Origin of the sequence: Psychrobacter piscatorii, assembly GCF_043641605.1 — a bacterium.
Taxonomy (GTDB): Bacteria; Pseudomonadota; Gammaproteobacteria; order Pseudomonadales; family Moraxellaceae; genus Psychrobacter; species Psychrobacter piscatorii_C.
Map to the genome: position 1 here is coordinate 1 of NZ_JBHZRK010000007.1, position 19,231 is coordinate 19,231.

Sequence of the window (19,231 nt, forward strand, 5' to 3'; positions counted from 1 at the left end):
GAAGTGAAACATCGTTGCGCCAATGGTAGTGTGGTTCGCCCATGTGAGAGTAGGTCATCGTCAGCTCTCTATTCTAAGTAAAAGCCCCCTTCTGTGAAAACAGAAGGGGGCTTTTCTTTGCGTGCTAATAAGATCCTCAACAATTCACATTTAATATATTATCAACAGGTGTTTAATAATATATGGTATAACTTCTATAGGATTGATAAACTTTACAATTAAATCCAAATTTATAAAATAATACTAAACATATATAGGAAAATTTATGACGCCAATATTTGATCAATATGCAGAGCTATCAGGCTGGTTTGATGGAGAAAACGTTTTTGATTTAAATCTACAGTGGGTTGCTTTCTTAAGCGACGGTAATTTCTTTTCGTCGAATTCATTGCAGTGGTTAGGTCCATTTAACAGAGGTTCGCTACTTGATCGCAATGGTAAACCTGTTTTATGGCTTGATGGGACTACTCCAAGTGGTACTTTAAAGCCACTTACTCCTTTGAGGCCGTTAAAGCCGTTACAACCACTTCGTCCACTGAAGCCTTTAAATCCACTTCAACCTCTAAAACCATTAAATCCTTTAGGTGGATGGTCAAAATTAAATTGGAGTCAGTGGCTGAATGCTTAGAAAAACTACGTTAATAGATACTTTTTCAATCAGTTATAAATATTTTCTTTAATAGTTATTTTTTACATTATGATGGTACATATAGAGCGAGAGAGAACATTGAACGGAGTTTTTTATACAAATACGCAAACTAACATACCTGGATGGATAGATAATTTGCATGAAAGAAATGCTCTAGGTTATGCCTACGAAACAGACTCACATTTCGTTCATATTTACGGTAAAAATTATGGTTTCAATGTTATTTCTGTCGGTCTGACAGTAATTGAAGGTAAAAGCGACAGTTTGCATGATTGGGTAATTAGAGTGTTTGGAGCTCAAGATATAACGCCATTACAATTACCCATTGGTAATTCCATAGAAAACCTTTGGAGGCCATCTCTATATTATACACAGGACATTCATGATGCTTTGAAAATCAACGCTTTTGAGCAACGTTCAGCCGAGCAAGCATTGAGAGTATTGATAGAAAAATTAGATGACTTGCTACTGTATATTGAACCAGATCAGAATGGATTAAAATCTTACGGACATAAATCCAGAGAACTACTTATTTTGGCATGTACAGAGGTTGAAAACTTATGGGTATCAATATTTAAAAGTTCAGGAGTATTACCTCAAAACAATCGGATTTTTACCACAAATGATTATGTAAAACTATTGTCTAAAGCTCGTTTAAATGAATTTCAAATTATTTTCAAGAATTATAATGAGTTACGAAGCTTCATACCATTTTCTCAATGGGATATATCTCAACCGACAAAATCATTAAAATGGTACGACTCATACAACAAGACTAAACATGATCGAAATTCTTCATTCAACGAAGCGACATTAGAAAATGTCTTAGATGCAGTTTCAGCTAATATAGTTATGTTCTGTGCGAGGTTTAGCCCATTCAGCCTGCTTAACAATAACAACACGCTATCTTCTTTAATCAATCAACATTTTAAAATTAGCCTTAATGAAAGCGACCCATCTACGTATTACATACCGAAAATAGATCTCCCTGTTAACACTAGAACAGACTTATTTGTCTATGATTGCTATGAGCAAAAACATAATGTCGCTTGGAATATTCTTCCACTTGTATTATAAATAGAACTAAAACAGGCAGTAGGTTTTACTCTTGCTCATATTATTATTAATATTTTTTGCCTACTTGACGCTATGTTAATTTTGTATGGATTTTTATTTTGAAATTTGAATATTGCTACATGTGTGAGGAAAAAGCTGTTTCTAAAGAACATGTACCTCCAAAATGCATTTTTCCAGAGCAAAAAGATGTAGCTGGTGAAAACTATCGAAAAGACTTAATTACAGTTCCATCTTGTGAAGTACATAACAGTAGCAAGAGTAAAGATGATGAGTTTCTTTTAGTTAGCTTAGCCGATATATTTGGCAACAACTCGATTGGTTATAGGCATAAATTTGGCAAAGTTGATAGAGCTATTAGAAGAAGCTCGACGAGACTTATAGATAAGGCCTTTACTAAAAAGAAGCATTATTTCATACAAACAAAGAATAATGATTTTTTAGAAGTCATTTGGGGAACACCAGATCATATTAGATTAAATAGATGCTTTGAACACATAGCTTATGAATTGTATCTTAAACATTTTAATCATAAATTTAGCGGTGAAGTGAAGGTCTTACTTGGTTATCTTCATAATACAGATGTAAGTAATAATAATTTTGTTCAGTTTATTAAGGATAGAGCTCAAATAGATTTGTCAGGTATACCTAAGCAAGGTGAAAATTCTGAAGTTTTTTACTATCAATTTTCTGAACCTGATCAATTTGGTATTTATCTTTTATATCTTAGGTTCTACGGCGGCATAGATATTTATATCTCTATGATGCCAAATGGCATAGAAAAGCCATCACACTTAGGTTTTGAATTAATGAAGATAGGGGTGCCAGTTACCTTGACTTTAGGTAATAAAACTTATCCGGTTAATTTAAAAAATAATTAGAATATGCATTGAAAGATTGATTCTATGTGGCAATTCTTAAAACCCTAAAACAACTCACCCATCTCAACGTCTTCTTCAAAATCAAACCCCAACTGCTCGTTTTTACGCAGTCGCATGAGCTCAATACGTAGCTTACGTCCTGCGATCAGCCTTAGCACCTCGCGTTGCTGCTCTGTCGTCATATGATGCCATCGTTGGCGCTCGGCTCGACTGCGCAGGCAACCAAAGCAATAGCCTTTTTTATTGCTTTCACAGACACCGATACAAGGGTTGTCAATGTCGAACAGCTCAAACTGTTGATTCATGGCGACTCCATTGCTATTACCGTCATTCCTTTGACTGGCACAAAACGATTATGACCATATTATTATGTCGCAAATACCGACTAATAGTGTGCCGTTTTATTGTTATTATTTTTGTGCATCGGTTGCTATGCTTAGCGCTACTGGCCTATATAAGACAATCATAACAAAATTAATAAGTGAGATGATACGTGAACCTGATTTATATCCATGGACTGGACAGCGATGCAAACTCGACCAAAGGCATGCTGTTAGAAAAACATTGCAAGCAGCATCATCCTGATATCACGGTGCTGCGTCCTGATTTGAATAAATCGCCTGCGCAAGTGCGTGAGCAGCTGTTGTCATTGATAGAAGGGTTAAACAATAGCCAAGATGAGCAGACGGAATCGTCCAACACGGTATTGGTCGGTAGCTCATTGGGTGGTTATTTTTCCACTTTAATAAGCAATCAAATAGGTTGTCCTGCATTGCTGCTAAATCCTAGTATTCAACCTCATATCACGCTACAGCGTTTTTCTGATTCTTCAATATTCGCTCAAGACAATAGTGATGGGTCATCGGATAACAACGTCCTGCATACAACGGCTGGCGGTTGGGGTATTACGCCGTCAGATTTACAGTGGTTTGCAGATCATCAAATATCCCAAGTCACTTATCCCAATAAAGTCGCTGTACTGCTTAAACAAGGAGATGAGTTATTAAACTCTGAGTTGTCTCAGGCCTTTTATCAAAGTCAGGGTGCATCAGTAACTGTACAAGCAGGTGGAGACCATCGCTTTAGTGATTTTGGTGAGCAGTTACCGATGGTGATAGAGATGCTACGAGAGTTAGTAAATTCTTAGATAGACGACATTATATGACGTGAACGATGGACTATTGACCTTAACGTCGCTGTTTTTCGTTATAATGGTTTTATAGAGTTAAACGCACATGAATAGTTAAGGATGCATTTGTGAGTCAATATAATGCGCAATCGTTAGAAGTTTTAGAAGGGCTTGAACCCGTTCGTCGTCGCCCAGGTATGTATACCGATACCACGCGTCCAAACCATTTGGCGCAAGAGGTCATTGATAACTCGGTGGATGAAGCGTTGGCGGGTTATGCCAAAACCATCAAGGTGCAATTGCACAGTGATGGGTCGTTGTCTGTCGAAGATGATGGGCGCGGTATGCCGACTGATATTCACCCTGAGTTTGGTCAATCCGGCATCGAGCTGATTTTGACCCGTTTGCATGCGGGTGGTAAGTTTTCGACTTCTAATTATGAGGTGTCAGGCGGTCTGCATGGGGTGGGTATCTCTGTCGTCAATGCGCTATCCACACGTGTTGAAGTGACGGTATGGCGTGATAGCACCCAGTTTGATATGGCATTTGAAAATGGCGCAGCCGTGACGCCGTTGACGGAAGCGGTCAGCTCCAACAAACGCAAACGTGGTACCAGAGTGCACTTTTGGGCAGATGGTAGCTTTTTTGATACGCCAAAATTTAACGTTAAGCAGCTCAAGCACAATCTAAAAGCCAAAGCAGTTTTGGCCGCGGGACTAACGATTGAGTTCACCGATGATATTAATGATGAAAAGGTCGTTTGGCAGTTTACGGATGGGGTGGTTGAGTATCTAAGCGAGCAGCTAGACGGCCTTGAAACATTGCCAGAAGCACCGTTTTATTATAATTATGATGCAAAAGCGGGTGAACGTGCTGCTATTACCTTTGCATTGTCTTGGTTGCCTGATGGTGGCACACCGATTCAGGAAAGCTATGTGAACCTGATCCCGACAGCGCAGGGCGGTACCCACGTCAATGGACTGCGTACAGGTATTTTAGAAGCGTTGCGTGAGTTTTGTGATATTCATAACTTGCTACCGCGCAGTGTAAAGCTAACGGCAGAAGATGTGTGGGATGGCGTGAACTATATCTTATCCTTGAAGTTCTCTGAGCCGCAGTTCTCTGGTCAGACCAAAGAACGTTTATCTAGCCGCGAGGCTGCTGGCGCTGTACAGACCTTGGCAAAAGATGCTTTTAGCTTGTGGCTAAACCAACATGCTGATATGGGTACGCAGATTGCGGAATTGGCGATTAATAAAGCTGGACGCCGCCTAAAATCAGCCAAAAAAGTCGCTCGTAAAAAAATCACACAAGGACCTGCCCTACCGGGTAAATTGGCAGATTGCCGCGGTGATCTGCGTGATGGTGCGGAACTGTTCTTAGTAGAGGGTGACTCGGCAGGTGGTAGTGCCAAGCAAGCACGTGATCGTCATTATCAAGCGATATTGCCATTGCGTGGTAAGATTTTGAATACGTGGGAAGTGTCATCAGACACGGTACTATCCAGCCAAGAGATTCATGATATCGCCATTGCGATCGGTGTGGATCCTGCCTCCGATGATCTGTCCGAGCTGCGCTATGACAAGATATGTATCTTGGCAGATGCTGACTCTGACGGCTTACATATTGCGACGCTGATCTGCGCGTTATTTGTGAAGCATTTCCCTGCGCTAGTGGATGCCGGTCATTTATTTGTGGCCATGCCGCCGTTGTACCGTGTCGATGTGGGTAAAGAGGTGCATTACGCGTTAGATGAGCCAGAGCTTGCGCATATCTTAGCCAAGGTACCGGGTAATAAAAAAGCGCAAATTACCCGTTTTAAAGGACTCGGTGAGATGAGTGCTGAGCAATTGCGCGAGACGACGATGAGCCGTGATACACGCAGGTTAGTACAGCTAGATATGGATGATATGGTATTGACCAATGGCATTATGGATATGTTACTAGCGAAAAAACGTGCCGCTGATCGTAAGTCGTGGCTAGAGAGCAAGGGCGATTTGGCTGATATTTCTTAAGAAGTAGCAGTGAGTTTTCAGAAATGCATGTATAAAATATCGTAATGGGTCATTACTTATATTTATAGCTAAGCAATTTTTGCCATAGTAAAAGCACGCAAAAATCAGCCTCGCCCTAGAGGCTTAATGTTATGATATCAATATATTCATTATATTATATTGTCATGATACCAAAGATTTTTAAACGCTCTAAGTCTGATGCTGCTCCGTCTGCACGCTCAAAAATACTGCCGAATCTTAGTAGAGAGCAGGTGGGTGAAAACGTGCCTAGGCGTGGCAATAAAGTATCGCCCGTCATCGGCTCATGGTTGATGAAAACAGCGGGATGGCGGACGGTCGGTGAGATACCTAATATCTCTCAGGCCGTGGTATTGGCACTACCGCATACCTCTAATGTTGATGGGGTTTACGCTATTCCTAGCTTATTTGCGCTGGATTTGAAAATTAGTATCATGGGTAAGCACACACTATTTAAGGTGCCTGTATTTGCGCAATTATTGAATTGGATAGGGGTCATTCCTATCAATCGTAGTGATAAAGGCTCAGTACTACAATCAAGTATCGATAAATTTAAAACGGGAAAGCCGCTATTTTTGGGGTTGGCGCCAGAGGGTACACGAGAATATACCGAAAGCTGGAAGACGGGGTTTTATTATTTGGCCGTCGGTGCTGGTGTTCCTATCTTGCCAGTTGCGCTAGATTATAATACCAAGGAAGTTCGTTTTTTGTCTCTGGTCCATCCAACTGGCGATATCGAAGCAGATTTGCCAAAAATCTATGCCCAGTACCAAGGCGTGATGCCGCGCCACCCTGAGCGTTTATCGCAGCCGCTACAGGATGTTAATAACGCAGCTGAATAAAGCTTATGGCAGCATTATTGGTACTAATTTTAATAAGTTTTTATAATTTAGCTCTAAAAACAAAAAAGCCCCTGATATGAAATTATTAGGGGCTTTTTTAATTGGATTACTTTAGTATTTATCAATCAAACAGCCAATATACTAAAACTGTGGCTGCCCATTAGATGCGCTGACACCACCATCAACTGGTAGGTTTACCCCAGTAATCATAGAGGCATCATTACTGGCTAAAAAGGTAATTGCGGCGGCAATATCTTCTGGTGCTGCCAAACGTCCAAGTGGACAACGGGCTAGAAACTTATCTATTTTGCTGTCATTGTCTTGAATAGCAGTCGTCATATTGGTTTTGGTCACGCTTGGGTTGACGGCGTTGACACGCACACCATCAGGGCCGTGATCCATTGCTAGCGTACGCGTCAAGTTAGTGACACCCGCTTTAGCAGCGTTATAAGCGGCCATGTTCCAATCACCGCCCATACCTGAGAGAGATGAGACATTGACGATATTGCCCTTGGTGGCGATTAGATGAGGCATGGCGGCTTGGCAGACATAGAATGTACCATTTAAATTGATATTGATAGCCGAGTGCCAATCGTCAGAGGATAGGTTTGTTATTTTACCTTGAATCGCTTTTCCTGCGTTATTTACCAAAATATCAATCTTCTCGAACTTATCAATCGCGCTGCTAATCATCCCTTGTACTTGGCTTTGTACGCTGATATCACAAGTAACACATAGGTAGTTGTCGGTATGAATCCACGTATGATCTTCTGGGAACTCTGCTGCTGTCTGCTCTAATGTTTCAGCCGTACGTCCTACCAAAACGACTCTCGCGCCTTCCTCGGCGAAGCGAATAGCAGTTGCCCGGCCAATACCTGAGCCTGCTCCAGTAACGATGACGGTTTTTTCTTTAAAACGCTTCATAATGCTCAATCCTTGTTATTATATAGTGCTTATTAAAATTCGATAAACGTACCTGACATTGATACGTGAGCGCAGCTTATAACTATAAGATCCACGCACAAGCATTGCTGCTTTGATATCATCATAACAAGTCATTACGTTGAAAGCGACTGTGTCTGATAGTGCTTATGTAGCGTAATTTTACATTCGTAAAAATGTTGAAACGCTGATAACTATATTTATAAATATGCCGTCATTTTAATCAGCCAAAATGTCATTCATCACATATCATAAGATTATAAAGGGCTAGAATCTGTGTCTCATTCGTCTACTACAATATCCGATGGGGGCTATCTTGCTAGTGAGCTGGCCTGTTACTTACAGGCAGCAGCGGTAGACATCGCTTTGGCTGGTATGCAGACTATTGAACAGCAATATGATGCTCGCTATAGCACCCGCCACTATCATTACCAGCTCTCGGCCGGCAAGCTGCAACTGCTGGCACTGACATTATACTTGCCCATGAGTACAAGCTCAGCTGATATGGAGCGAGCACGTATGGCTGCTATAAAGGCTGCGCTGGCATGGCATAAATCATCATTGTCTCAAAATGAACATGTTGCAGAGACTCATGATGTTTTGGTTTTTGATATTCAGCTTACTGATGATGTAGTAGATAGTCATGAGAAAAATACTGATAGTCAGGACAGCAAGCAAGCAAATCACTTGCAACATGCTTTTGGTGCTCGTTATTTTTTGGAGGACTTGGTTGTAGACATGAGTGAGGGCGGGCAGCAATTGCAAGTCTTCAGCTGGCACGACTGGCATTCAATACTGATCGCGGTACAAACACCCTGTGAGTTATGGCGGTTTTTGAGTCATCACTTAGAGCAACTACAGTATTCGGCTATCAGCCATGTCCCAAGTTTTGTATCAGAAGAAGTGCTAGTCGCTGAATTTTTGCAAAATGCCTCTTTATTCACACCTGCGATCAAAGTAGACAATGCACTTATCAAGTACGACATTCAGGATAAACCCAATCCAGCATTGGTGGCTATGGCACTTGCATATAAGAATCAGAGCACGACTGCGCAGATGTATCAACAGCATATGCAGCAGGCAGCCACGCTATGGTCGCAGCTCAGTACACAAATGATAGCAGCATATGCTGATAAGCAGACATCTAATAATGACCAAAAATCATTAACCGAGCTGCTAGGGTTTCGTTGGCAGCAACAACTATTAGATGAGTCTCTATTTTCGCGTCATGAGTTGATCCGTACGCTATATAGACATCCTAAGCAAAGTAAGGCGCTGCAACAAGATGGTTATATCGTACATCAGCATTCTTACGAAAGCTTGGGGCGACATTATGTACTGATATTCTATGGACAAGACGCTCAAGCACACAATAGCAAAAATGCTATTCAACCGAATCTAGCCAAGATTGCACAGGATGTTGCGACTCGATTGCCGATAGCAGAGCTGCATCATATCGTTGTACTCGGTATCGACTTTATTACTGAGGCAAATGAAACATTTATCGATATTGATGTGTGGATTCAGTCAGTGGACGCGATGACGCAAAGAGAGCGGCAGCTAACGAAGCAAATACAACAACTAAAGAGTAAAAAATCGCATCAAAATACGCAAGAGGCGGAGAAGAAAACCGCTCAAAACTCTGAAAGTCATCCTCAATCTGAAAACTTGCCTCAAGTACGTCTAAGTCTTACTGTACCTGCGCGAAAGAAATAATGAGCACGTAACATACTTTGGAAATCGAGCTGGGTATTCTGTTAGAAGCTGCTGTAAGCCAAACTTATACTGACACTCACAAAAAAAGACAGCCTAGGCTGTCTTTTTCTTATCTAAGAGTAGGTAATTATTGATACTTATTTATTGATGTCATCGTTAAGATCATTACCAGGAAGGATTTGATCACTGTTATAGATATCATTGGTATCAGTATCTACGCGAGGAGTGTCAATCACATCAGTACGCAAGCTAGTCGTTGACGTGCTAGCAGCTGAAGGTGTGTTGTCACGAACTGAATCAGCAACTTTTTCTTGTGTTGATGAGCTTGGCTGCAGCGTAGATTTTGCTTTTGCTTCGTCGCGCTCACGATCCATTTTATCTTGCATTTTACGTAGGAAGCGTGCGGCTGCTTCTTGACCACCAAGACCAAATGATAGGGCAAAGGCGACGGCTACGGCACCTAGCGTTAGGCCAAATGCTAGATTCACGATTGAATCTGCAATACCCATTGCTTTTAGACCCATAGCAAGTACAAGGCCCATAATCAATACACGGACAATATTTGCTAAGAATTGTGAACCTTGCTCAGAACGCTCAACAACACCTGCAATGATATTGGCAAGCCAAAATCCGATAAACAGGATAATCGCACCTAAGATGATGTTAGCGCCAAATGCGATAAACATAGTAATAATAGCTGAGATAGGCTCAAAACCTAGTAAATCAGCAGCTGCAATAGCAGCAAATAGCATAGCAAAGAAGATAATCGCATAAGCAACTAAGTCAGAGATTCTCTTGTCACCCATAGTCTCTTGCAAGCCAACTTTGGCAGGCATTTGATTGATTTGAGTGTTTTCAAGCAATCCTTTGACAATATTTGCAACCATACGTACAACATAAAAAGTCACAAACAAGATAGCCACTGCCATGAAGATGTTTGGCAATGCTTCCATGATTTTATTCAACATATTGGTCGCAGGGCGAGCAATAACGTCGATTTTTAATGCATTCAAAGCAGCAATAATCGTTGGGATAATAACCACTAAAAATGCTAGCGAACCGGCAATATTAGGTAGGCTGTTTTGTTCACTCAAGCCAGCTTTCGTCGCTAACTCTTGAACATTAAAAGTAGAAACAAGGTTGGTCACAATGCCGCGTACGACTTTGGCAATGATATAACCAACGACAAAGACCACACCAGCGATTAGAATGTTAGGGATAAAGCTGAAGATTTTGTCGACCATATTTGTCAATGGTGCAAACAAACCATCAAGCTCTAGCTGACCGAGTACCATGGTCAAAACAACCAATAAGATGAACCAGTAAACCATATCAGCGATGGTGCTGCTCATCGGTTTTACGCCTGCTTGTGCGCTTAGACGCTCGTCCATTGTTGTTTTAGAAAGCGCCGCATTGATTGCAGTGCGTGCTACCGTGGCGATGACCCACCCAATCACACCAAGTGCAATCGCACCGATGAGGTTAGGGATAAATGCCAATACTTGATTAACCATATTTGCAAATGGTGCCGAAATTGAGTTTAAGTTTAGTTGGCTCAGCGCCCCTGAAATAGCAATGATAAAGATAAACCAAAAAACAATCTTGGAGATAATTCCCTCAAGATCGTAAGTTTTACCGGTTGAAGAGTTCATGCGTTGATTAAGATTGACTTTAGAGAGCACACCGCGGACAAGTGCTGCGATACCGAGTGCGACCAGCCAACCAATGATAAATATCAAAATAGCGCCAATGATAGAACCGATAGGCCCACCAAGATAACCGTTAAAAGATGTATACATTGGGTTCATCTTATCCTCCTTGAATCATCCTATAGGTAACACTCAAAAGTATTGTTAGTACAATCACTGTTGAACGAGACAAATATATAGATGGTTTATTATAAATAGTGTCTTTAAATTGAGTTAGGCGAAGATATTATAATTTTCGAATAAAGAGGATTATCAAAAGTATCAGTCTGGTTTTTAGTTATCGCTTTGCTACTGACACTCATATATCAACGATAAATACCAACATTCGATTACTTATCTCCTTAACCAATTTAGCTTAGCCTATGTATTGATGGATTTAAAGATAGAAAGCTTTACCTGCCACTATATTTGTGTGATAACTTGTTATTATAATAGGGAATATTAACACAGACTGTACATTCGCCCGATAATTTCATGTAAAGCGTGGTTCCCAAAACTTAGATTTGTTATTATAGAGCAATGTGACATCTCGCCACTATTCTTACAATCAGAGAGTAATCTATGAAAAAAATCACTACTTTAAGCATTAGCGCCCTTGCTAGTGCTATGTTGTTAATGACTGGCTGTAGCACCAATAACGGCAGTCAAGAAACAGCTGCTCAAAGCGTTTCTATCACTGAACAGAGCTCAGCAAGTGAAAAAGTGGGCTATAGCTTAGGATTCATGATGGCAGAAGGCAATAAAGAAGCTGTCAAAGATTTGAACCTCGATACTTTTGAAAAAGGTTTCCGTGATGGTTACGAAGGCAATGATTCAGCATTGACCCAAGAGCAAATGCAAGAAGTATTGATGACGTATCAAAAAGAGCAAGAAGAACAGTTCGCAAAAGACATGCAAACCAAAGCGACAGAAAATAAAACTGCTGGCACAGCATTCTTAGCAGAAAATGCGAAGAAAGAAGGCGTGAAGCAAACAGATTCTGGCCTGCAATATAAAGTATTGAAAGAAGGTACAGGTAAATCGCCAAAAGCAACTGACGTGGTGGAAGTGAACTACGAAGGTAAATTGATCGATGGTACCGTATTTGACAGCTCATATGAGCGTGGTGAGCCAATTGAGTTTCCACTGAACCAAGTAATCGCTGGCTGGACGGAAGGTCTACAGTTGATGAAAGAGGGCGGCAAGTACGAGTTCTATATCCCATCAGACATCGCCTATGGCGAAGCGGGTAACGCTGGTATTGAGCCAAACAGCACGCTTATCTTTACGGTTGAGCTATTGAAAGTAAAGTAATGCGCGGTTGAAGCATTAGTATATAAAAAAAGCCTTCATAATGATTATGAAGGCTTTTTTGTGAGCAAAGGTTTTATATCAGTTTGGCTATAAACTATAGGTTTTTTTGAAAGACTTTAGAGTTACGACCATTGTGGTACTTCTCCAGACGTGCTGCTGGTAAGACACTTGCCTCAACTTCCGCAAAGCCTTGCTCCACGAACCAATGCGCGGTACGAGTCGTCAAAACAAATAGCTTGTACAAACCATGGCTGCGCGCTTGCTGCTCTAAAAACGCGAGCAAATCAGCACCGCGGCTGCCACTACGATATTCAGGGCGTACGGCAACGCAAGCGATTTCTGCGGACTCTGCATCTAACGTATGTAGCGCTGCACAACCCAAAATCATACCATCACGTTCGATGACGCTATAGTTGTCGATTTCTTGCTCTAAGCGTTCACGTGAGCGGCTGACCAAAATACCTTGTTCTTCTAGAGGCGATAACAGCTCGATAAGGCCAACGACGTCATCGATATTGGCACGGCGAATTTCTTCATAAGGATCATGGCTAATCAGCGTACCAGAACCGTCACGAGTGAATAATTCTTCTAATAGTGCACCGTTTTTGGCATAGGAGATGATATGCGTGCGATGGACACCTTGACGGCAAGCCAAACTGGCGCAGTTCAAGAAATAATTGATTTCACAGTTCAAATCACGGTCACGTAAGAAGCGATCCACTTCGTTTGGAATCATCTCATGTAGCAAACGATCACCATCATTGATACCTGCTTCTTCGCCCAAGAATATCAGCTTATCAGCACCCAGCTCTACCGCTGCGCTAAGCGCAACGTCTTCAGCGAGCAAATTGAATACTTCACCCGTCGCAGAATAGCCCATAGAGCCTAAAATCACGATATGGTCATGCAGTAGGTTGTTTTTGATGGCTTCAACGTCAATAGAGCGCACTTCACCCGTCATCTGATAATCAATGCCTTCACGAATGCCATAAGGGCGCGCCGTGACAAAATTGCCTGAGATGGCGTCAATACGTGAGCCGTACATAGGAGAATTGGCCAGTCCCATCGACAGCTGTGCTTCGATCTGTAAGCGAATCGCGCCAACCGCTTGCAGGATAGCGGGCATTGCAGCACGCGGCGTGATACGAATGTCTTGATGCAGTGGAGATTCAATATTATCGTCTTTTAGGTTTTTTTCGATCTGCGGTCGCGCCCCGTGTACCAGTACCAGCTTGATACCCAAGCTATGGAGCAAGGCAAAGTCATGAATCAGCGTGCTGAAGTTAGGATGATTGACCGCTTCACCGCCAAACATAATCACGAAGGTCTTGCCGCGATGCGTATTAATGTATGGGGCAGAGTTACGGAACCAATGGACGTATTCAGGGTTAATCTGTGGCATGGAACTAGTAGTCATAATGGGAGCAGTAGTCGTTAGAATAAGAAAAAGGGCGTAGCAAAAAAATGCCTAACGCTAAAGATTTACCATAGCAAAAAACGCGGTTATGAGCTATCTTTTATTTCAGCTGTGTTAAGGTCTTTTTATTGCCCATCAGTGATATACACAACCTCAACACGGGGTTAATGTACACACAAATGCTTTTTGCTATGCTAAGCGCTATTGCTTTACTGTCAATGAACGAAGATAATCAATAAAAATAATGAATCTGATTCTTTTAATTATTGACTATGTGTTAAGACAACTCAGTTTTTGCCATCTGTGCTTTACCGATATATCAATCAGGGATAATGAGAATTATGAAAAAAAGTAACCAATTTGCTAGCCCATTTAGTGCTTGGAGCGGTCATCGCTTATTTCACGTTGTTGCCGGTACGCTCATCGGTGCGATGGTAGTCACGCAGGCATCTGCCATGCTACCGACACCAGAGCAAGCAGTTGATAGCTCAATGGCAGTTCAAGCCAATACAAATGCGAGCAGCAACTCAAGTGCTCAAGCGGTCAATAGTAAAATCACAGCATCGTTGGTCAGTGTTGATGCCAATGGTCAAGAAGTACTCGTCCCTGTCGATACCAACACTCGTTTGCAATCAGGTAATGTATTGGAGTATCAAGGATACTTTACCAACACCAATGCTGATCGCGTCCGTAAGATGACGGTCACCATGAGTATTCCAGATCAAGTAGAGCTTTTGAGTACAGTGTCACCTGAATTCCCATATGGTAGCGTCGATGGCAACAACTTCGCCCGTATGCCACTACGTACCAAGGTAGACAATCAACTACAAGATGTCGCACTAAAATATTATAAAGCGGTTCGTTGGGATCTTGAAGGTGTCGGCTTGAATGATACCGTTGCAGTAAAATATCGCGCGCGTGTTAAATAAGGCTAAGACCTTTATAGTAAAAAGTTCGCCAGATATTGATGTTTATTATTGATAAAGCACCACCGTTTATAACGTTGGTGCTTTTTTATGTGCTGTGTTCGACGTTGATTGAAATCCGTATTCATTAGTATTTAGATAGAGTTACTTAAAGCGTTACGTATTTGCTAGTAGATTTCTCTCGAATTAGCTGTTTAATGGCATGGATTTGTGGCGTCGTGGCTTGTGCACCTGCTTCTATCAGCGCACGACGTTGTCTGGTATCTATTGAGCTATTACGACCAACATTAGGCGTAATGACAATGTCCGCGCGATCTCGTTCGCGGCGTATTGATGGGGAGCGATTGGTAGGGGACACCACATTGGTTTCGAGAAAGCCCCAAAAGTCGCTTAATGAGCTGATGGTTAGTGCTCTATTATCAATAGGGCCATTGACTTGAGCGGTAGTTACATCAACAGCGATAACAATATCAGCGCCCAAGTCGCGTGCACTATCAACGGGTACGAGGCTGACCACGCCACCGTCAATATATTTTTTACCAATTTTTTCTGGAATACGCGGGGCGATAAAAATATTTGGCACGCTACAGGATGCTTGGACAGCAAGCCCTGCATTGCCAGTGGTCAGCACAGCTTTTTTTAGAGTGTCTTTTTCTGCTGCAACGGCGGCAAAGGTAATTGGAAAGTCTTCTATGACTTGTCCACGAACTTTTTCATTCACAAAGTTTTTGAGTTTGATGCCCTCGACAAAGCCTTGATTGGACAACGTAAAGTCCGTCAACTGGCTATCGCTGGTGGTCAGTGCCAATTGCTCAAGCTGTAACGGCGTGTACCCACTAGCATACAGGCTACCGATTAAGCTACCGACACTCGTGCCGACGATCAGTGTTGGTTTGATGCCATTCTCTTCCAATGCCTTTATCACACCCACATGAGCAAACCCTTTGGCACCGCCGCCACCCAATACCAAGGCGACACTAGGTAACTCTACGATAGGCTCTGGCGTTTGAGGTATTTGAGCAGTGGGTGTTAGGGTACTGCAAGCACTGACACATAACCCAACTATGGCAAGCATACTAAGACGTAATATACTTAAACCTTGATAAGACGGTCGATACAGAGCAGAGTCTGACATAAAAAACACCTTATAAAATGACCGTGATTTATAAAAACCATGATGCAGAAAAACCATGATGTAGAAAATAAGACAGCTACTATTCATATAATAGAAGGAAACAAGTTGTCTTAAAGGGTTTTGCAGTCATGACGGAATAGCTTAGCATAAGTCATTGACTGTTCAGCTATAATGAGATGAATCGATGTTTATATTTTGCTGTTTTTACGGGTAATTTTATGACAATCTTCCTTAGGTGAGTTATATTTAAAACAGTCGACGACGCAGATAAAAATAATAAATAACCTTGTTAGGATCTTTGATGCCAGTATCGGTGAATGTTTCTTCAGCCAATTCAGCAGACCATATAAGGCCTGACTTGCCACTCTCGGCGTTAGATATGCCATTGACGGCGCTGGCAGGTGTCGGGACAAAGGTAGCCGAGCAATTGGCACAATTGAATATCAAACGGATATTTGATTTGCTACTGCATTTGCCGCGTGATTATGAAGATCGAAGTCGACTGGTATCGATTGCAGAGGTGGTGCACGGACAGTCGGCTATGATTACCGGACGCGTGGTCCATGTCGATACTAAACGTAGCGGCATGACCGTCACTGTGGACGATGATACAGGCACCATAGCTTTGCGGTTTTTCAAAGTCTATCGTGGTCTTGCGCAGACCATGAATCTGGGGACACGGCTACAGCTGTTTGGTGAAGTCAAAGTCAGTCGTTACGGCAAACAAATACACCATCCTGAATATCAAATTATCACAGATAATATAGCCACGACCGATACGGGTCTACAGCCCATTTATCCTACTGTCAAAGGCTTGCACCAAAATAAGCTACGCACTTTGATCAAACTGGCCCTGCAAACAGTTCGTAGTCAAGGTCTACCGATGACGCTGTTTACGACGGAGGATTTTGCCGTTGTGGCTGATCTACCCTTAGTGCCTTTTGAGCCAGCCAAATCTGTACTGTTAGAGACAGAATTTCCAGAAGATATTTTTTCGACGCTGGCGCGAAGTGTGCCTGATAATATGATTGGCAGTAGTGTGAATAGGCCTACTGCGTCCGTTTACAACGTCAATAACGATGTTCATAGCGCGGCTGCTCGCATCGCTCATAGTAATGTCTACAACTTAACGATATTTGAAGCGTTAGTGCTGCTGCACACGCCGCCCACTTATACTAATGCAAGCCAGCAATATAAACTGTTGACCCAACTGACTGCGCGTACTCATGCTGCCTGTCAGCGTTTAATTATTGAAGAGCTGACCGCCCATCAGCTTAGCCTGTTGTACCGTCGTCAACAGCTGCATCAGCATAAAGCACCCAAATGTACTACCCGCAGTCCGCTGGCTGATAAGCTGTTCGGCGCATTGCCGTTTGATCTGACAGGTGCACAAAAACGAGTGATGAAAGATATCACGACCGACATGGCAACCTCTATTCCCATGCTACGACTGGTACAAGGTGATGTGGGCGCTGGCAAGACTTTGGTCGCAGCAGGAGCGGCGGGTTATGCGCTTGATAGTGGTTGGCAGGTGGCAGTCATGGCGCCGACTGAGATTTTGGCAGAGCAGCACCTCGTGAATTTTAAACAATGGTTTGAGCCGCTAGGTATTGGTGTTGGTTGGCTCGCTGGTAAGCAAACTGCTAAACAGCGTCGTGAGGCATTGGAAGCGGTTGCAGAAAACACCGTACAAGTCATCGTTGGTACGCATGCACTATTTCAAGAGCAAGTACAGTTTGCCAAGCTAGGCCTCGTGATCATTGATGAGCAGCATCGATTTGGTGTTGAGCAGCGTATGGCCTTGACCAATAAAGGTGTGGCCAATAGTACGCCGCATCAGCTGATTATGACAGCTACCCCCATTCCGCGTACGCTTGCGATGAGCGTCTATGGTGATATGGATACCTCTATCATTGATGAGCTGCCGCCGGGACGTACCCCAATTACGACGGTGACCATCGATCGTAATCGCCGCGATGAGGTGATCGAACGCATTGCCGTGAATTGCGAAGCGGGTAGGCAAGCATACTGGGTGTGCTCCTTAGTAGAAGCATCTAGCGTGCTCGATGCGCAAGCAGCTGAAGCCACGTATGAGGATTTAAATGAGCGCTTAGATATTCGCATCGGCTTGGTACACGGCAAAATGAAATCTGCGGATAAACAAGCCATCATGCAAGCATTCAAGGCGGGTGATTTGGATTTGTTAATTGCCACCACCGTGATTGAGGTGGGCGTTGATGTACCCAACGCGTCGCTCATGGTGATCGAAAATGCGGAGCGTCTAGGGCTTTCACAATTGCATCAGTTGCGCGGGCGCGTTGGGCGCGGCTCAACTAAGAGCTTTTGTGTGTTGTTATACCAAAAACCATTATCAGAAACAGGCACAGAGCGTTTGAACGTGCTACGTGATAGCACCGATGGTTTTGTCATTGCTCAAAAAGACTTAGAGCTGCGTGGGCCGGGTGAACTGCTCGGTAAACGTCAGACAGGTAATATTGGCTACTATTTAGCCGATCTTATCCGTGATGAGCAGTTATTTGCCATTGCGCAGCGTTTGGCCAAGCACTTGATTGCAGATCCTGCGAGAAAAGCGGATGTCAGCCAACTGATTCACCGCTGGATGCCTGAGGCGAGTCGTTATACCAATGCTTAAAAGGGCTATTATTATATACCGTTTGGATATCTAAAATGTTTGACTCAATCAATTGATTGATTAATAATAACCCATGACAAAATTATCTGAAATTGACTTTGAAACCGCGCTTGATCGAGTCGAATCTGAACCTAATAGTAGCGCCGCCTCCATTTTACGATGTGCCGAAGTGCTGTTTTCGGCTAAAGGCTTTAAAGCGGTTACTACTCGAGATATTGCAAAAGCATCTGGCAAGAATATCTCCACTATTCACTTTCACTGGCAAAGCAAACGGTCGCTGTATGAAGCGGTATGTAGAATGCATGCTCGTCAGCTGTTGGCTTTTGTATCTCAAACGGAAGCCGCGATTGCAGATAGCACACTTGAGCCCGCCCAAGCGCTAGAGCAGTGGATCGATAAAACTTTGGATTTACTGATTGAGAATCCAGCGATTGCTAAGCTAGCGTCACAGAATATCTCAGTACAAAATAACCCAGAAATGGTGACTTTGTTTGAACATGACATTCAAGTATTGGCACGGTTTCAAGGCTATCTGTCCACATTTCTTGGTCCCACTGACGATCATACTAAGCCATTGCGCCTGTTCACCTTGCTTTATTTTACCATCGGTATTTTTACTGACTCGTCACTACAACAAGCCACGCTTGGCGGGTCGGTTTATGAACAACCAGAGTTACAACAACAGCTTAAATCGTTTGCAAAAAATCTAGCAATGAGCTTGCTACAAAAAGATGGCGCACTAACCACTAATTCATAGGCTGTTCTGACTAGTGGCTGTCCAGTGATTGTTTTTGAGTGATGGTTTAAGTGAACGTTTAAGCGCTGCTTTTAT

16 protein-coding genes are annotated in these 19,231 nt (G+C 42.7%); 11 read left to right on the forward strand and 5 right to left on the reverse strand.

Annotation, left to right across the window (positions count from 1 at the left end; genetic code table 11):
• The first annotated feature begins 265 nt into the window (after window positions 1-265).
• The 3 genes from ACHUET_RS07835 (at window position 266) to ACHUET_RS07845 (ending at window position 2,604) form a co-directional block, all read left to right on the forward strand.
• Entirely contained in the window at window positions 266-628 is a 363-nt protein-coding gene (locus tag ACHUET_RS07835) for a 4-fold beta flower protein (protein WP_394211952.1), read from the forward strand.
• 156 nt (window positions 629-784) lie between these two features.
• On the forward strand, window positions 785-1,726 hold the full coding sequence (locus ACHUET_RS07840) for a hypothetical protein (protein ID WP_394211953.1): 942 nt from the start codon (window positions 785-787) through the stop codon (window positions 1,724-1,726).
• 98 nt (window positions 1,727-1,824) lie between these two features.
• Window positions 1,825-2,604 carry a hypothetical protein gene (locus ACHUET_RS07845; protein WP_394211955.1) on the forward strand — a complete coding sequence of 260 codons (780 nt, stop codon included), beginning with the start codon at window positions 1,825-1,827 and terminating at the stop codon, window positions 2,602-2,604.
• Window positions 2,605-2,648: 44 nt separating this feature from the next.
• Here the strand turns inward: ACHUET_RS07845 and ACHUET_RS07850 are convergent, their stop codons facing one another.
• Entirely contained in the window at window positions 2,649-2,909 is a 261-nt protein-coding gene (locus tag ACHUET_RS07850) for a DUF1289 domain-containing protein (protein WP_058025054.1), read from the reverse strand.
• A gap of 188 nt (window positions 2,910-3,097) precedes the next feature.
• Between ACHUET_RS07850 and ACHUET_RS07855 the strand changes: the two genes are divergently transcribed.
• The 3 genes from ACHUET_RS07855 to ACHUET_RS07865 all read left to right on the forward strand — a co-directional run bounded on the left by ACHUET_RS07855 (window position 3,098) and on the right by ACHUET_RS07865 (window position 6,608).
• Window positions 3,098-3,751 (forward strand): YqiA/YcfP family alpha/beta fold hydrolase, encoded by a 654-nt coding sequence (locus tag ACHUET_RS07855; RefSeq protein ID WP_394211957.1) that lies wholly within the window; start codon window positions 3,098-3,100, stop codon window positions 3,749-3,751.
• 110 nt (window positions 3,752-3,861) lie between these two features.
• On the forward strand, window positions 3,862-5,748 hold the full coding sequence (gene parE, locus ACHUET_RS07860) for a DNA topoisomerase IV subunit B (RefSeq protein ID WP_238038570.1): 1,887 nt from the start codon (window positions 3,862-3,864) through the stop codon (window positions 5,746-5,748).
• Window positions 5,749-5,912: 164 nt separating this feature from the next.
• Window positions 5,913-6,608 (forward strand): lysophospholipid acyltransferase family protein, encoded by a 696-nt coding sequence (locus ACHUET_RS07865; protein ID WP_394211959.1) that lies wholly within the window; start codon window positions 5,913-5,915, stop codon window positions 6,606-6,608.
• Window positions 6,609-6,749: 141 nt separating this feature from the next.
• On the opposite strand, the gene budC is transcribed toward ACHUET_RS07865, so the two are convergent.
• Complete coding sequence (budC, locus tag ACHUET_RS07870) at window positions 6,750-7,532, reverse strand: meso-2,3-butanediol dehydrogenase (protein ID WP_371532766.1); 783 nt, start codon at window positions 7,530-7,532, stop codon at window positions 6,750-6,752.
• A 294-nt stretch (window positions 7,533-7,826) separates the two neighbouring features.
• Between budC and ACHUET_RS07875 the strand changes: the two genes are divergently transcribed.
• Complete coding sequence (locus ACHUET_RS07875; RefSeq protein WP_394211961.1) at window positions 7,827-9,266, forward strand: hypothetical protein; 1,440 nt, start codon at window positions 7,827-7,829, stop codon at window positions 9,264-9,266.
• 137 nt (window positions 9,267-9,403) lie between these two features.
• Here ACHUET_RS07875 and ACHUET_RS07880 read toward each other — a convergent pair whose 3' ends face one another.
• Window positions 9,404-11,074, reverse strand: coding sequence for a mechanosensitive ion channel (locus ACHUET_RS07880; protein ID WP_394211963.1), 1,671 nt, complete (start codon window positions 11,072-11,074; stop codon window positions 9,404-9,406).
• Between the two features lie 462 nt (window positions 11,075-11,536).
• On the opposite strand from ACHUET_RS07880, the gene ACHUET_RS07885 reads away from it, so the two are divergent.
• Window positions 11,537-12,268 (forward strand): FKBP-type peptidyl-prolyl cis-trans isomerase, encoded by a 732-nt coding sequence (locus ACHUET_RS07885; RefSeq protein ID WP_058025059.1) that lies wholly within the window; start codon window positions 11,537-11,539, stop codon window positions 12,266-12,268.
• Between the two features lie 94 nt (window positions 12,269-12,362).
• On the opposite strand, the gene argA is transcribed toward ACHUET_RS07885, so the two are convergent.
• Complete coding sequence (argA, locus tag ACHUET_RS07890) at window positions 12,363-13,685, reverse strand: amino-acid N-acetyltransferase (protein WP_394211965.1); 1,323 nt, start codon at window positions 13,683-13,685, stop codon at window positions 12,363-12,365.
• A 341-nt stretch (window positions 13,686-14,026) separates the two neighbouring features.
• Between argA and ACHUET_RS07895 the strand changes: the two genes are divergently transcribed.
• Window positions 14,027-14,614, forward strand: coding sequence for a hypothetical protein (locus tag ACHUET_RS07895; protein ID WP_394211967.1), 588 nt, complete (start codon window positions 14,027-14,029; stop codon window positions 14,612-14,614).
• A 145-nt stretch (window positions 14,615-14,759) separates the two neighbouring features.
• Here the strand turns inward: ACHUET_RS07895 and ACHUET_RS07900 are convergent, their stop codons facing one another.
• Window positions 14,760-15,746 carry a patatin-like phospholipase family protein gene (locus ACHUET_RS07900; RefSeq protein ID WP_394211969.1) on the reverse strand — a complete coding sequence of 329 codons (987 nt, stop codon included), beginning with the start codon at window positions 15,744-15,746 and terminating at the stop codon, window positions 14,760-14,762.
• A 301-nt stretch (window positions 15,747-16,047) separates the two neighbouring features.
• On the opposite strand from ACHUET_RS07900, the gene recG reads away from it, so the two are divergent.
• The gene (recG, locus tag ACHUET_RS07905) at window positions 16,048-18,399 is read left to right on the forward strand and encodes an ATP-dependent DNA helicase RecG (RefSeq protein ID WP_394211970.1); all 2,352 of its coding nucleotides are present in this window, start codon (window positions 16,048-16,050) and stop codon (window positions 18,397-18,399) included.
• 73 nt (window positions 18,400-18,472) lie between these two features.
• Complete coding sequence (locus ACHUET_RS07910; protein WP_394211971.1) at window positions 18,473-19,156, forward strand: TetR/AcrR family transcriptional regulator; 684 nt, start codon at window positions 18,473-18,475, stop codon at window positions 19,154-19,156.
• Window positions 19,157-19,231 lie beyond the last annotated feature (75 nt).

Excerpts from the sequence above, each read along its gene's own strand:
- ACHUET_RS07835 (WP_394211952.1), top strand. The coding sequence starts at position 266 with ATGACGCCAATATTTGATCAATATGCAGAGCTATCAGGCTGGTTTGAT.
- ACHUET_RS07850 (WP_058025054.1), bottom strand. The coding sequence starts at position 2,909 with ATGAATCAACAGTTTGAGCTGTTCGACATTGACAACCCTTGTATCGGT.
- ACHUET_RS07865 (WP_394211959.1), top strand. The coding sequence starts at position 5,913 with ATGATACCAAAGATTTTTAAACGCTCTAAGTCTGATGCTGCTCCGTCT.
- budC (WP_371532766.1), bottom strand. The coding sequence starts at position 7,532 with ATGAAGCGTTTTAAAGAAAAAACCGTCATCGTTACTGGAGCAGGCTCA.
- ACHUET_RS07880 (WP_394211963.1), bottom strand. The coding sequence starts at position 11,074 with ATGAACCCAATGTATACATCTTTTAACGGTTATCTTGGTGGGCCTATC.
- ACHUET_RS07885 (WP_058025059.1), top strand. The coding sequence starts at position 11,537 with ATGAAAAAAATCACTACTTTAAGCATTAGCGCCCTTGCTAGTGCTATG.
- argA (WP_394211965.1), bottom strand. The coding sequence starts at position 13,685 with ATGACTACTAGTTCCATGCCACAGATTAACCCTGAATACGTCCATTGG.
- ACHUET_RS07895 (WP_394211967.1), top strand. The coding sequence starts at position 14,027 with ATGAAAAAAAGTAACCAATTTGCTAGCCCATTTAGTGCTTGGAGCGGT.
- ACHUET_RS07900 (WP_394211969.1), bottom strand. The coding sequence starts at position 15,746 with ATGTCAGACTCTGCTCTGTATCGACCGTCTTATCAAGGTTTAAGTATA.
- recG (WP_394211970.1), top strand. The coding sequence starts at position 16,048 with ATGCCAGTATCGGTGAATGTTTCTTCAGCCAATTCAGCAGACCATATA.
- ACHUET_RS07910 (WP_394211971.1), top strand. The coding sequence starts at position 18,473 with ATGACAAAATTATCTGAAATTGACTTTGAAACCGCGCTTGATCGAGTC.